Source organism: Tamlana sp. s12, from assembly GCF_016767215.1.
Lineage (GTDB): Bacteria > Bacteroidota > Bacteroidia > Flavobacteriales > Flavobacteriaceae > Pseudotamlana > Pseudotamlana agarivorans.
The window spans coordinates 633,491-648,773 of the sequence record NZ_CP068547.1 but is presented as its reverse complement, the minus strand read 5'-3'; the positions used below and the strand labels follow the sequence as shown (position 1 = coordinate 648,773).

Sequence of the window (15,283 nt, the reverse complement as noted above, 5' to 3'; positions counted from 1 at the left end):
CTACAAAACTAAGGCTTTTGTGCAAGAGGGATAAAGGTTTTTCTAAATTTTATAATGAGAGGAACACCCCTGGCGATTATCCAAAAAGTAAGGGCTATAAAAATACCGTGAAGTTTATAGTTTAAGGCATCGAGCCAAAAGACGATGGGTACAAATACAATAAAGGTAGAAAAAAGCAATACGTTTCTAAGGTATTTCATTTTGCCAAGGCCTTTAAAAATGCCATCAAAAATAAAGGCTAAAGTACAAAGGGGTTGCATGGCCAGAACGATCCAAAAAACTTGGTAAAATGCTTCTAAAACCTCAGGTTCTTTGGTGAATATACGTCCGATAGGATAGTAGAATAGTGCGCCTGTTAAACCCAGAATAATACCCACTACCAGTCCGTATTTAATAAGTTTATTGCTCAAGTTTAGTAGCGTGTGGTAGGCTTTGGCGCCAAATAACTTTCCGGATAAGATATTACCAGCGCTGGCATAGCCATCAACAATAAAAGCTCCCAGAAACCACAAATTTATAGCAATCGTATATGCCGCAATATATTGTGCCCCGTAACTTGTGGCTTTAGCGCTTGCAAAATAGAGGGTAACATTAAGCGCTATTGTTCTTATAAACAGATTAAGAATCATAAATATAAAGCGTTTAATTTCTGGATTAAACGGAAATGTTGGACGTAATGGAATATCTGTTTTTTTAAGTATATAAAAAGCCGAAAGCCCTGCCATTAAAATTTGTGCTATCACACTGGCGTAGGCGGCGCCTTCGATATGCATAGGTGGTATATAACCTGAAATGCCATAAACAAAAACCACATCTAAAATGATATTTGAAACGGCACCAATAATGGCGATAACCATGGGGTAGTAGGTGTTTTGTAAACCTCGAAAAACGCCAAAAACAGCTATGGTAAAAAGGGTAAAGGGAAAGCCTAAAACGCGAATTTTATAATAGACTACGGTGTAATCTAGAATTAGATTGGTGGCGTTATATAGTTTAAATATTTGAGAAGCGAAAGGGTAAGTACTTAAAATAATTAAGATGCTTAATGATGTAATTATAAATATAGCTTGGGCGGGCAGGTTTTTAATCTGTTCAACTTTATTGGCACCCACATATTGCGATACAATGGATGAAATGGCGCTTCTAGTTTGTCCTAACACCCAGATGAGCATGGATATAAATGTGGTTACAATACCAACGGCAGCAAGCGATTCGGTAGCGTTTATATCAATATTTCCAACAATAGCGGCATCTGTTAAAGATAATATAGGCTCGGAAACCCCGGCGATTAAAGCGGGTATAGCCAGTTTATTTATGTGTTTTAGACTGATGTTGGTTTGCATGTAGCGACGTGAAAAACTTAATTGAGGGATTGCAAATTTACTATTCTTGTTGTAACTGTTTTTTATATCAAGGTAAAATGAGTTTTATAGCATAAAAAAAGCCTTTTAGTTGAGTAAAAGGCTTTTTAAATGATATGGTTAAATGTTAAATATTGAAACTCACACCAATATTCATTGAAAACTGATTGTAAAGCTCTTCAGCAGGCGTCAAGTCGTTATTGTATTGGCAATTGGGAACTGAGCTTCTGTAAAAATCCCGAAACCAGAGGTAAAGAAATAACGAGCCCCAACATGACCACCAAAGTTTTTTAAACTTAAATTAAGTCCAGGGTATAAATCGAAATTGTCATCGATATTTATAACGTTACCAATATTGGCATTAAAACGCGCTTTCACATCAAAACGATCTTTAAAAGCTGGGTCGTCTACAATTTCTAATTCATCAGAAATGCCTAAGGCATAACTAGAACTTAAACCAATAGAGATATTTTCACCCAGGCCATAATCATAACTAACATTAATGCCAGTAGCGTGAGATTGAAGGTTAACACCTACTTGAAATTTTTGATCACCTTGTCCAGAAAAGGCTTGAGCATTTACAAATGAGACAGTTAAAAGGGCTGCAATAACTAATATCTTTTTCATCAATTAATATGTTTTAGGTTTAAAAAAACAGAGGCAAAGATATTAATAATATTACGGGTTATGGATGGGAATCCATTTAAAAATAGGGCTTGTTTTTTTATTATTTATGATGAATAGTTTCTGGTTATCTGGAGTTATTTAATATCTAAAGTGTTCCAAGTTAAATTAATGAGACTTTTCCCTACCGAATTTTCTAAGTCCTCCATTAACATGGTTAATATTAATATCCCGGAATCTTTTTTGCCTGAAGTAGCTATTTCATAAATATTAATTTCGTCTTTGTATGTTAAAATTGCTTTGATGACTTTAATTTTTTCGCCAGAGACTAATGTTCTTTCATACTCTTGTCTTTCCATGGTATAACCATAATTAATACTTTCTTTAGTGACTTCACTAAGCATGATTTCATTCAGCATGGTTGGATTGATAGTGGAGTATTTTTGAATAATAAACCCAGAACCTTCAGCTGTCATTAACATGAGTTGTTCTATGCCTTGATCAATTGAAGTTTTAGCTACTTTGTGATCTTTAAGAAATTTGAAACTGAAGGCGTCATCTGTATATAATAATGTATCCTTTTGTTTAATCTTGATTTTGTAAAGTTCATTATTGATATTAAATTCATAATCTTTATCCAGGCCGACTTCAAATTCTTTACCGTTTATTTCTATTTTGTAGTCTTCTTGCGATGACATGAGATTTGTAAGGCAGAGTAATAAAATACAAGCGAAGCTTTTCATAATAATTTTTTAGGATGGTTAGTAAAAAGTAATAATTGGTTTTTAATGTAATGGTGTTAAAAAGCGTAATGAGAATATGAAGACTTACAATAGCTAAGGGTGAGTTTTAAAGGTTCGTTGGTTAAGTTTTTGTTAGGTAGAGCTTGTCGGAAGCACATATTAGCTATAGAGTGTAAATATATTTAGCTCCTTATCACAAAGTCTTTAGTTAGTTCGTTACCTCTATATTTCCAATTTCGATTTCATCTTCTTCTTTATCTAGTCTGACAATGATTGTTTTTTTAATTTCATTTTTATCAGCGTAGTTTTTAAACAGCGTAACTTTTAAAATAGTGGGTCCTGAAATTTTCTGAACGTTATCGGCATAATAATCTACTAAAACCTTGTAATTTCCTTTGATGGCATTTTTTAGCATGAATTCTTCTGGGCCATACCCATCGGTTAAATCTTCCGACATTCGACCTCCTAATGCTGTTTCAGGGTTTTTATAATATGCTTTTTCATTATTTGGATCGACAACCCATAAATCGATATCTGTATCATTATGATTCCAATCGATAACGACCCTGATATCAACTGGTAATTGATGAAATTTTTCATTTTCTTCTTTAGTTAATTGGAGTTCGTTCTTGTATTTATTTACAAGTCTGGACAATTCAATGTATGCAATATGTTCAATACCATAAAAGCGATCTTGTTCATCTAAATGTTTTAGTTCTCCGCTGTATAATTTATGAAGTAAATCAAAGCTTTTTAGTATCTCATTATTTTGTTCGTAAGCCAAAGCTAAATCTCTATAGGATTGCGGTTCTTCAGGTCTTAACTCTAAAATCTTTTTATAAACTACAACTGCGAGCTTGTATTGTTTATAGTATTCTAGCTTATATGCTAAAGCTTTCATTAATTCATGGTTGTCGAGCTTTACTTCAATTAAATTGGTAAGTATAGTAATAGCTATTTCAGGGCTGCCTTTTTTATCAAAAAAATCGGAAGTATCTAAATAAAATGCAGGGCTGTTAGAATATTGGTCTCGTATTTCAAAATATTTACTGTAGGCCAATTCAACTGATTTTTCCTTTTCTAAAATCGAAAGATAAGGGGTGTTTGGATTCCATGATTTTAACTCTATTTTATCAGAAATTTGATTATTTAATGTTTCAATAGTTGCTTTATTTTTTTCTTTCCCACTTTTTGTAGTGATAATAATTAAACCGCTAGCTGCCCGTGCACCATACAGTTTTGTTGCGCTCGAGCCTTTGATGACTTGCATATTGTCAATTTCTTCTGGGGATAAGTTTGGGTTTGTAGAGACCACTATACCATCAACGATGTAAAGTGGCTGTGTATTTTGTATTGAGGCATTTCCTCTTATGTTTAAAGAGCCCGTTGCATCCCGATGTTCTGAAATTTCAACCCCTGATACACTACCAGTTAAGGCCTCCATGTTTCTTGTACCATAGCCAACAACTACGACTTCATCGAGTTGTGAGGAGTCTTCTTCTAATGAAATATCTAGAGAATTAGAATTTTCAATAATTAATGTTTTTGAAATAAACCCTAAATAAGTAACTACCAATTCATCATTAATTTCGGCATTGATACTAAAATTTCCATCAAAATCTGATGTAGTTCCATGTGTAGTACCTTTTACTATAATATTTACTCCAGGAAGCGGAAGGCCTTCACTATCTTTAATATTGCCATAAACAATTTGTCGTGTTGAATCTATGGCGATAATGGGATTTGGTCTTAATGGAGGGGCGGTTGATGGAGTAACGGAAGTTTCATTTACTGATCGTATACTGTCATTTCGATTTGTTAAACTTGAGCTATGTTTTTTTACTTTTTTCTTTAAAGGGTATTTGGTTTGGTACCATTCGAGAATATCACTATAATCATCAAAAAGTTCTTCTTTTATTGTTGGATCGTTTTTTTCTTCTTCTATGTTTTTAATACGTTGTTTATATTCTCGTTTTAGTTCTTGTGGTGGCTCAATTCTATATCGAACATAGTCTTCAATTCGATCTAAAATAAGCATTGAGGTATAGTCTGTAATTAAATGATACTGTTTTGCTGTAGCGATAATCTTCTTTTTATTTTGCACTTTATTGGTGCTTAAAGATTTAATTTTCTGTTTTGCCCAAAGACGTTTAATTATTTTTGACCCTTCAGATTCTTTTAGTGGTATTTGAATTTGTTCAGTTACTTTACCTTGATATCCAAACAATAACTCAATATTAGTGTTTTCATTAAAACGTCCAGAAATTGCAAAATCTGTAGTCACATTAGTAGGTCTAGAAGGATATACCTCATGTACGCTACTGTTGGCTTTAATACCTAAGTATTGGTAGGTTTCTTGTTTTAAAAGATGAAGTGCGTTTGTATAAGATTGTTTAATTAAATTAAGATAGTTACCACCAGAGTTAGTTGCTATGTTATTAAGAACTTCATGGTTTGCAGAAATCGTAGAATTAATCGTGTAAATGGGGCTTTTAAATTTATCTGAAAAAGCACCTAAGTTTGATAAACCATCGGTAAAAAATAGGATTTCGTCTGACTTAAATTTTAAATGATTGAAAAGATTATAGGCTGTTCCGCCATCATATTTTAAATTTCTAATTATATTTTCTAGTTCTTCTGAATGACCTTGAGTGATCTTTATTGTTTTTTCTTGATGTATGGCATTACTGAAGCTAATAAATTGAACCTCTATATCTTGTAAATACTCTAAGTAGCTTTTCAGTAATTTAATTTCAGCCTCTAAATCTCTATACTGTAACGAATATGAATTGTCCCATAAAAGTGTGATTTTTTTTGGTTTTCCTTTTAATCTTGAATTGGGATTTAAGGCTTTATAAGCATAAAAGTAATCGTTATATGTAATTATTTTTTCATTGTTTAAAGTGTTAGGTATTTGAACAATAACAGATTTGTTAGGTGTATGATTTTTCCTTGTTAATTTAGTGGTATATCCATCCTCATCTTTTTTGAAAAAGAAGTTTTCGTAGGGATTGTTTTTTATTATAGGAAGGTTTTTAGCTTTAGAAATTTGAATGTTTATATCAAAATTGGTCAGTTTTTCTGATATACTTAAAGGAAGTTCATATACCAGAAAACTGTTGGTTGATTTGAGCTCTTGTTCGTAAGTAATAACAATGTGTTTAGAGTTTTTTGGTAAAATAGGATATATCCTTGCTTTATAGTTGTTGCCCTGGGTTTTCACTAGCAAACCAGGATCAATGTTTTGTCTTACTGTATTTTCAAAAGCCACTCTTGCAAGCTCTTTTTCTACAACAACAGCCTCTCGTAGTTTTCCATTTAAATCCATAGCAAAGCTAGATACCGATTGGCCTTCACCTAGCGGAAAGGCTAATTCGCCTTCTAGAGTTCTGTCCAATTCATTGTAGAATTTCATGTCGTATGTGGTCGTAGCATAATTACCTATTACATTTACATCAACCTTTAAACTGACAAGCTTTAACTGTAAAGAATCGTTTATTTTTACTTTTGGTGTTTCTTGTGAGAATAACGTACTATATGAAACTAGGGTAAAAAGAAGAATTAGTTTTTTCATAAAACTGAAAGAAGGTTAGATTTGGCCATAATGTTTCAATTGAAAGATTTCAAGGCTATTTGAGGTAGGAAATATAAACAATTAGTTTCGGTTATTTGCAAGGTGTTATTTGATCCGATTAAATTAAATTTATTTAACAACACGACCAACCAATTGATTTCCATGCTTTAGGAAATACAAGCCAGATGATAAAACACTTAAAGTAATTTTAGAATTTTCCAATGAGCGTGTTAAAATTAGTCTGCCTTGTACATCATAAATATTTATAGAAGTACCATCTTCAAGACCTTTTATAAAAAGATGATTCTTAAACGGATTCGGGTATAGCTTAAGGTTTTTATATTTATCTTTTTGTGAATTCAAGCCTAAAGTAGGGCAGGAGTTATTTGTGGTTAAATACTTTTCTAAAATGGTCATTTGGGGTTTGTCTGTATTGGCTTCGGGTTCTACAGATAGGATATAATTTCCCCACCAAGGGCCACCAGCCCAATAGGTACCATTAATACAATTTTGGTTGAGGTAGCTTAAAAAATTATCAAGCACAGTAAGCCATCGGCTATCGTTTGCAGGAATACCATATTCACCAATAAAGCCTTTTAAATTATTGGCCTGTAACCAGTTTACAAAAGGTGTAACGCGGTCTATGCCAATGTTCGGATAGGCACCATCGGCATCATAATTATTAGGGTATGTTCCCGAAGCATCCTTGTCGAAATAAACATGTGCTTCATAAATTAACTTATTGGATGGGTCAGAAAGGTTTTTTAGATTATCACTATAAGTCATCCAGCGTTCTGCCGAACTCCAACTGTCACCACCAACAATTATCGTAGTCTTAGTATCGGTAGAGCGAATGCCATTAATAATTTCTTGGGCAATGTCAAACCACGGTGTGCTGTTTAATAAATCATGGGGTTCGTTCATAATGCCATAACCATATATATTCGGGGTGTCCTTTAAAGCAGCGGCAAGTTTGGTCCACAAATCTTTTACGTGTGCAATACTTAGGTTGTTGGAGCCAATAATTTGCTCGTGTCCATTTAATTTGTAGCGGCAATAATTATGTAAATCGAGAATGACTTGCATGTCTCTAGTGGCTGCGGCTTGTAAAAACGTTTGAATACGTGATAACTCATCCGTATTTAAATTACCGTTTAGTGTGTGCTGAATACGTTCCCATTTAAAGGGCAATCGAACGAGTTTTAAACCCTTGTTTTTGTAATAATCGAGTTCGCTTTCGGTAGGATAGGTGTAATCGACATTAAAGGTTCCTGGCATATTGGAACCAAAATCGGCTCCAGCTAGATTAATGCCAAAGGGGGTTTGGGAAAAGGTATTTAAGGTTACAAAGGTTGAAATAATACATAGTAGGAGGTGTTTTTTTAGGGACATAGGATTAGTTTTTGTTATTCATTTAAAATGTAAATATAGTACTACGTTGTGAGTGTGCCACAAAAAAAAATTAATCACCCCTGTTTACAGGGGGGTATATTAAAAATAATACCCCCATTTATGGTGGTTGATACCAGTGTATGGATAAATAGTTTTGCGAAAACTATTTATTTATTCAAATATGGGTCGTTTACATCGTCATATTCAGGTATTAAAACTTACCGTACTCCTTGTTGTTTGTCATTTCTTTTCTATGATATCTTGGTCTCAGCAGCTTTATCCAGCAATTTTTGACATTGGGACTTTAAACGGTACAAATGGTTTTCTAATTCCTGGAATTCAAGCGAGTTCTCAATTTGGAGCAGAAACTAAATTTATAGGAGATATTAATAATGATGGCTTCGATGATATTGCTGTTGGTGTTAATAATGCAGACATTAATGGCTTAGATTTGGCTGGTGCTGCCTATGTCATTTTTGGGACAAATACCGGTATTCCTACTTCGTTTGATATCACAACACTGAATGGAGCTAATGGTTTTGCTGTTGAAGGTAAAGATGGTAGTAAACGACTGGGGCAAACTGTTGAAGGGTTAGGCGATATAAATGGTGATGGTATTGATGATTTGGCTATTTTAACATCAAGTGATGCTATGGTGATTTACGGGAAAACAAGTGCTTTTCCTGCTGTTTTTGATATTGATTATGCCAATGGCGTCAATGGTTTTTTAATACAGGGTTTTACTTATGGTAATGAACTTGCGAATGTGGGTGATATAAATGGCGATAATATTAATGATTTTGCCATATCAAGGGCTACTTATTCTCAGTGTGTATGGGTCTTTTTTGGAAAAACGACCAATTTTCCAGCTATATTAAATGCAACCTCGATAGACGGGGTTAATGGGTTTGCGGTTAAGACGTATTCTAATTCTTCAATACCTGGTTTTTTAGTAGGCGGAGCAGGTGATATTAATAATGACGGTATCGATGATCTAATTATCGGAGATTGGTCTAGTGGCTTTTCAACACATTTAGAAAGAACATTTTTAGTTTACGGAAGAAATACGTTTTCTTCATTATTGGATGTAGAAGCGATGTCGATTACCGAAGGTTTTACGGTAGATCATACAGGAGGGAATTTTTTAGCCTTTACAGGGGCTTTAGGTGATATTAATAATGATGGTATTGATGATTTTTTCTCAGAACAGGCTGCTATTTATGGTAAAACTGGAGCGAGTCCTTTTCCTGCTCATATTCCTTTAAGTAGTGTTACAGATGGAACTTATGGTTTTGTATTGCCAGGTAAATTAACTTCAGCTCCCATTGGAGATATTAATAGTGATGGTATTAATGATTTTATTTCCGCGTATGGCTATAATAGAGCCTATGTTGTTTTTGGAAGCACAACGGGATTTCCTAACCCTATTGATGAAACAACACTAGATGGCACTAATGGTTTTATTATTCCAAATTTAATAGGAAGTAATATCGGAAGGCCTGTAAGTGGTGATGGTGATTTTAATGGCGATGGTATTTCAGATTTTTTAGTAGGAAGTCCAGGGACTATGTCAGGAACACCAAGTGTGTCAACAGGACAGGTAACTGTTATTTTTGGAGGCGATCATTATGCAAACCCTTTAACCACTCATGTAGTTAGAAATTTGACTACTTCAGGTTTTACTTTTGTAGTTAATGGACCGGAAATAGGCAGCATTCATTATGCTATTTTTCCAGGAACAATGGCTCCGGTAAATAACTACAACACGATACTTTCTGGAACTGGAGCTGTAGCGCATGGTAGTTTTTTAATGGATACTGCAAATACCGATATTTCAGAGATTATTTCATCCTTATCTCCAGATACCACTTATGATGTGTATTTGTTTTTAGAAGACGCTGCAGGAAACCAAGGCGAAATTTTTAGTGGTGATAATGTAACAACCTTAGCAGAACCAACAGCGCCCTTTATCACCACTTGGCAAACCACAACAGCTAATGAATCTATAACGATACCAACCACGGGTTCAGGGTACAATTATACGATTGATTGGGGCGATGGCACGGTAGAAACCAATCAAACAGGTAATGCGACACACACCTACACAACAGCAGGGGTACATACCGTAAGTATTTCAGGCGATTTTCCTAGAATTTATTTTAATAATTCAGCAGATAATGGCAAAATACAAACCATCGAACAATGGGGGGATATTGCATGGACTTCTATGAATCGTGCTTTTCGTGGATGCTCTAACCTTAGTATGCCCAATCCAGCTATAGACAGTCCAGATTTATCTCTAGTTACAGATATGTCTTATATGTTCGCCGAGGCAAGTGCTTTTAATGGTGCCATAGCAAATTGGGATGTTTCGGGTGTAACCAATATGTCTTATATGTTTGAGCTAGCCACAGTATTTAATCATGATATTTCGGGGTGGAATATAGGAAACGTAACCAATATGTTTAGAATGTTTAGAGCAGCCAAAGCTTTTAATCAAGACATTAATAGTTGGGATGTTAGCAAGGTTACAAACATGTCTTTCTTGTTTTCTGAAGCCATTAGTTTTAATCAAGATTTAAATGATTGGGACGTCGGTGCTGTGGTTAATATGAATAATACCTTTAATCAAACTCCTGTTTTTAATGGAGATATATCAAATTGGGATGTAAGCAATGTGGAAGACATGAAGTTTATGTTTGCTGGTGCCACCGTCTTTAATCAAGATGTTAGTGGTTGGCAAACCGATAGTGTAAAGCATATCCAAGGTATGTTTAGTTCTGCTAAAGCTTTTAATCAAGATATAAGCTCTTGGAATGTATCTCAGCTAACCGATTTAAGTTATATATTTCATAACGCCACAGCTTTCGATCAAAATCTCGGCGCTTGGCAAATACAAAATGCAACGACTTTATCATACATTTTTAATGGTGTTACTTTATCAGTAAATAATTATGATGCGATATTAAAAGCATGGAGTGCGCAGTCTTTACAATCCGGAGTTACTTTTCATGGTGGAAATAGTAAATATTGTACAGCCCAAGCCGAGCGTCAATCGATGATTGATACTTATGGGTGGGTTATTTCAGATAAAGGCAAAGTAGCTTCACCTGTAATTCCATCAATTACCGATGTAAATGTGGCAGATAGCTATACGTTACCAACTATAGTTGGTACAAATTTAACTGGAAACGAAAAATATTATAGTGCAACAGGAGGAACAGGAACTGAATACGAAATTGGCGATGTCTTAAATTACGCCGATTTTGCTACGTATCCCGTTTCAATATACGCTTACGATCCAGGTAACGGTTGTGGCGATTCCGAAATGAGGTTTAATTTAGCCTTAACAGAGTCAGCAGCTTTTAGGCCATTTATCACCACCTGGGAAACCACTACAGCAAACGAATCGATAACGGTACCAACCACAGGTGGAGGTTACGATTATACGATTGATTGGGGAGACGGTACGGTAGAAACCAATCAAACAGGCGATGCAACCCATATATATGCCACTGCAGGTACGCGTACCGTAAGTATTTCAGGCGATTTTCCTAGAATTTATTTTAATAACACAGGTGATAAAGACAAAATACAAAGCATAGAGCAATGGGGAGATATCGTCTGGACCTCGATGGATAGTGCTTTTTACGGATGTTCGAATATTAATATTACCAATACAAGTATTGATGTTCCAGATTTGTCACAGGTTACAGGTATGAGCTCTATGTTTAATCAGGCGTTTAATTTTAATTATGGTATTGGTAACTGGGATGTTTCAAAAGTTTCCTTTATGGCTAATATGTTTAAAGAGGCAATTCAATTTAATCAAGATTTGAGTCAATGGGATGTTTCTAGTGTAGTTAATATGGGGAGCATGTTTGCTTATGCGACATCTTTTAATCAAGATTTAAGCAATTGGGATGTATCTAGTGTAACTTCGATGAGAAATATGTTTAACGGGGCAGAGGTATTTAATCAGGATATAAGCAGTTGGGATGTATCCAATGTTATTAGTACCGAGTACATGTTTTCTCAAGCAAAAGTTTTTAACCAAGATATAGGTTCATGGGATGTTTCAAGTGTTACTAACATGAGGTTTATGTTTGGTGAAGCGACGTCTTTTAACCAGGATATAGGTTTATGGAATGTATCCAATGTTACCAATATGTCATATATGTTCAATAAGGCAACAGTTTTTAACCAAGATATAGGTTCATGGGATGTTTCAAGTGTTACCAACATGAGTTATATGTTTTCCCAAGCATTAGCTTTTAATCAAAATCTAAATCTTTGGGATGTATCCAATGTTACTACGACCAAGAGTATGTTTTTCAAAGCATTAGCATTTAATGAGGAAATAGGTTCCTGGGATGTTTCAAGTATTACTAATATGAGTGCTATGTTTACTCTCGCAGAAGCTTTTGATCAAAACCTAGGAAATTGGAATGTAGAAAATGTAACCGACATGTCTCATATGTTTTCTAGCGCAGAAGCTTTTAACCAAGATATAGGCTCTTGGGATGTTTCGAGCGTTATTAATATGGATAGGATGTTTTATGCGGCGACTTCTTTTGATCAAAACTTAGGAAATTGGAATGTAGAGCTTGTAACCGATATGAGTGAAATGTTGGCAGGTGCTACCTTATCTGTAGCTAATTACGATGCCCTTTTAAAAGGCTGGAGTGCTCAAAATTTACAATCGGGTGTCGCATTTGATGGCGGAAATAGTCAATACTGTACAGCTGAAACTGAACGTCAAGATATAATGGATACATTTGGTTGGACCATTACCGATGGTGGCAAAGTAACATCACCATTAATAACAGCCATTAGCGATGCTAACGTGGCCGATAGTTATACGTTGCCAAGCATAGTTGGGGCAAATTTATCTGGAAACCAAAAATATTATACACAAACAGGTGGTACTGGAACTGCATACGAAATAGGCGATGTACTAAGTTACGCCGATTTTCCGAGCTACCCCGTAAATCTATATGCTTACGATCCAGGCACGGGTTGTGGTGCGTCTGAGGAAAGTTTTAATGTTACTATTACTTTAACAGATACCACGAATCCAACGGCCAGTAACCCAGCTGCCGTAAACGTACAATGTTTAGGGGATGTTCCTGCGGCAGACATTAACGTAGTCACCGATGAAGCCGATGATAGTGGCGTAGCACCTACAGTTGCTTATGTAAGTGATGTTAGCGATGGAGGTAGCAATCCTGAAATTATTACAAGAACTTATCGTGTAGAGGATACAGTAGGAAATTTTATAGATGTTGCACAAATCATCAGCATCAACGACACCACTAATCCAACGGCAAGCACGCCAGCTTCAATTCATGTACAATGTTCGGGCGATGTGCCTTCAGCAGATATTTTGGTAATTAGTGATGCTTCCGATAATTGTAGTACTCCAATTGTAACCTTCATCAGTGAGGTAAGCGATGGCAATAACAATCCGGAAACCATCACCAGAACCTATCGTGTTACAGACGCTGCAGGAAATTTTATAGATGTTGCACAAATCATCAGCATCAACGACACCACTAATCCAACGGCAAGCACGCCAGCTTCAATTCATGTACAATGTTCGGGCGATGTGCCTTCAGCAGATATTTCAGTAATTAATGATGCTTCCGATAATTGTAGTAATCCAACTGTAACTTTCATCAGTGATGTTAGCGATGGAAGCAATAATCCCGAAACCATCACAAGAACTTATCGTGTAGAGGATGCCACCGGGAATTTTATAGATGTAGAACAAATCATCACAATAAACGACACCACAAATCCAACGGCAAGCACGCCCGCTTCAATTCATGTAGAATGTTCTGGAAATGTGCCTTCAGCAGATATTTCAGTAATTAGTGATGCTTCCGATAATTGTAGCACTCCAATTATAACTTTCATCAGTGATGTTAGCGATGGCAATACCAATCCAGAAACTATTATAAGAACTTATAGTGTGACGGATGCAGCAGGAAACTCAATAAATGTAGAACAAATCATCAGCATCAACGACACCACTAATCCAACGGCAAGCACACCCGCTTCAATTCATGTAGAATGTTCTGGCGATGTGCCTTCAGCAGATATTTCAGTAATTGATGATGCTTCCGATAATTGCAGCACTCCAACTGTAACCTTCATCAGTGATGTTAGCGATGGAAGCAATAATCCCGAAACTATCACAAGAACTTATCGTGTTTCAGATGACGCAGGGAACAGTATAGATGTAGAACAAATCTTTATTATAAACGATACCACCAACCCAGGAATTACTTGTCCATCAGATATCATCCAAACCGTGGATTCAGGGTTATCAACTGCTGTAGTAACCTTTGCAACACCTGTTGGAACCGATAATTGTGACCTAAGAACTATAACTCAAGTTGCAGGTTTAGCATCAGGTTCAGCTTTCCCAGTAGGTAGCACTACAGTAACTTTTGAAGTTAGTGATGCGGCAGGAAACAAGGCAACATGTAGTTTTAATGTGGATATCGAAGAAGAAGTTATCACAGATTGTAGCCTAAGCGATACTACCAAGCCAACGGCAAGTGCCCCTTCTGCAATTCATGTGCAATGTGCTAACGATGTGCCTTCCGAAGATATTAAGGTAATTACCGATGCTTCCGATGATTGTACCCCATTGCCAATTGTAACTTTTGTAGGCGATATAAGTGATGGCCATACCAGCCCAGAAATCATTACCAGAATCTATCGGGTGACTGATCAAGCAGGTAATTCTATTGATGTCGAACAAATTATTACGGTACACGATACCACCAACCCAACAGTAACTTGTGGGTCTCATATAACGCAACAAATTGCACATGGTACCTCTTTTGGAGTGATAAACTACAGCGTTCCAACGGGAGCTGATAATTGTTCGGCAACTACAACCACCCAAATTGCTGGACTAGCACCGGGTGCCGAATTTCCAATAGGAACAACTACAAATACTTTTGAAATTAGTGATGCTGCTGGAAATACGACGACCTGTAGTTTTGACGTGACTGTTATTGAGGAAGCTCCTATTGTTCCGTGTGTTGTAGAAGCAGGAGACGATGAAGAAATAGACGAGGGTGATGAGGTTCAGCTTGAAGCCGTAGTTTCAGGAGTTGGGACAATAAGCTGGTCGCCGGTTACAGGATTGAATGATTCTAAAATTGCGAACCCAATAGCGTCCCCAACAGAAACCACATCATACACGATAAGCTATACCAATACTCAAGGTTGTCATGTTGAGGATACGGTTACGGTTTATGTAAATAAGCAAGAAGACGATGAAACCAAATATGGTTTCTCCCCTAACGGAGATGGGGTAAATGATTACTGGGAAATTCATGAGATTGAAAAGTACCCGAGAAATACGGTTTCCATATATAACCGTTGGGGTGATTTAGTTTTCGAAGTTAGAGGCTATAACAACAGAACCACTGTTTTCAGAGGCATAGCTAATAGAAAGCGACAATTAGGAGCCGATGAATTGCCAGAAGGCACTTATTTCTTCAGTATAAACATAGAAGGTAATCACAATTTGAAAAAAGAAACAGGCTTCCTTGTTTTAAAGCGTTAAT

Annotated in this window: 6 protein-coding genes; 1 reads left to right on the top strand and 5 read right to left on the bottom strand. The window is 35.9% G+C overall.

The window, feature by feature from the left end; genetic code table 11:
- Window positions 1-8 precede the first annotated feature (8 nt).
- The 5 genes from JJL45_RS02690 to JJL45_RS02670 form a co-directional block, all read right to left on the bottom strand.
- Complete coding sequence (locus JJL45_RS02690) at window positions 9-1,343, bottom strand: MATE family efflux transporter (RefSeq protein WP_068605100.1); 1,335 nt, start codon at window positions 1,341-1,343, stop codon at window positions 9-11.
- Between the two features lie 207 nt (window positions 1,344-1,550).
- The gene (locus tag JJL45_RS02685) at window positions 1,551-1,988 is read right to left on the bottom strand and encodes a DUF6646 family protein (RefSeq protein ID WP_317191981.1); all 438 of its coding nucleotides are present in this window, start codon (window positions 1,986-1,988) and stop codon (window positions 1,551-1,553) included.
- A gap of 134 nt (window positions 1,989-2,122) precedes the next feature.
- Window positions 2,123-2,683, bottom strand: a complete 561-nt coding sequence (locus tag JJL45_RS02680) for a hypothetical protein (RefSeq protein WP_068605102.1) — start codon at window positions 2,681-2,683, stop codon at window positions 2,123-2,125.
- Window positions 2,684-2,936: 253 nt separating this feature from the next.
- Window positions 2,937-6,302, bottom strand: a complete 3,366-nt coding sequence (locus JJL45_RS02675; protein ID WP_068605104.1) for a VIT domain-containing protein — start codon at window positions 6,300-6,302, stop codon at window positions 2,937-2,939.
- 129 nt (window positions 6,303-6,431) lie between these two features.
- A complete protein-coding gene (locus JJL45_RS02670) occupies window positions 6,432-7,694 on the bottom strand; it encodes a cellulase family glycosylhydrolase (RefSeq protein ID WP_068605106.1) in 1,263 nt (420 codons plus the stop codon).
- Window positions 7,695-7,875: 181 nt separating this feature from the next.
- Here JJL45_RS02670 and JJL45_RS02665 point away from each other — a divergent pair, with 181 nt between their 5' ends.
- A complete protein-coding gene (locus JJL45_RS02665) occupies window positions 7,876-15,282 on the top strand; it encodes a BspA family leucine-rich repeat surface protein (RefSeq protein WP_202664230.1) in 7,407 nt (2,468 codons plus the stop codon).
- The last annotated feature ends 1 nt before the right edge of the window (window position 15,283 follow it).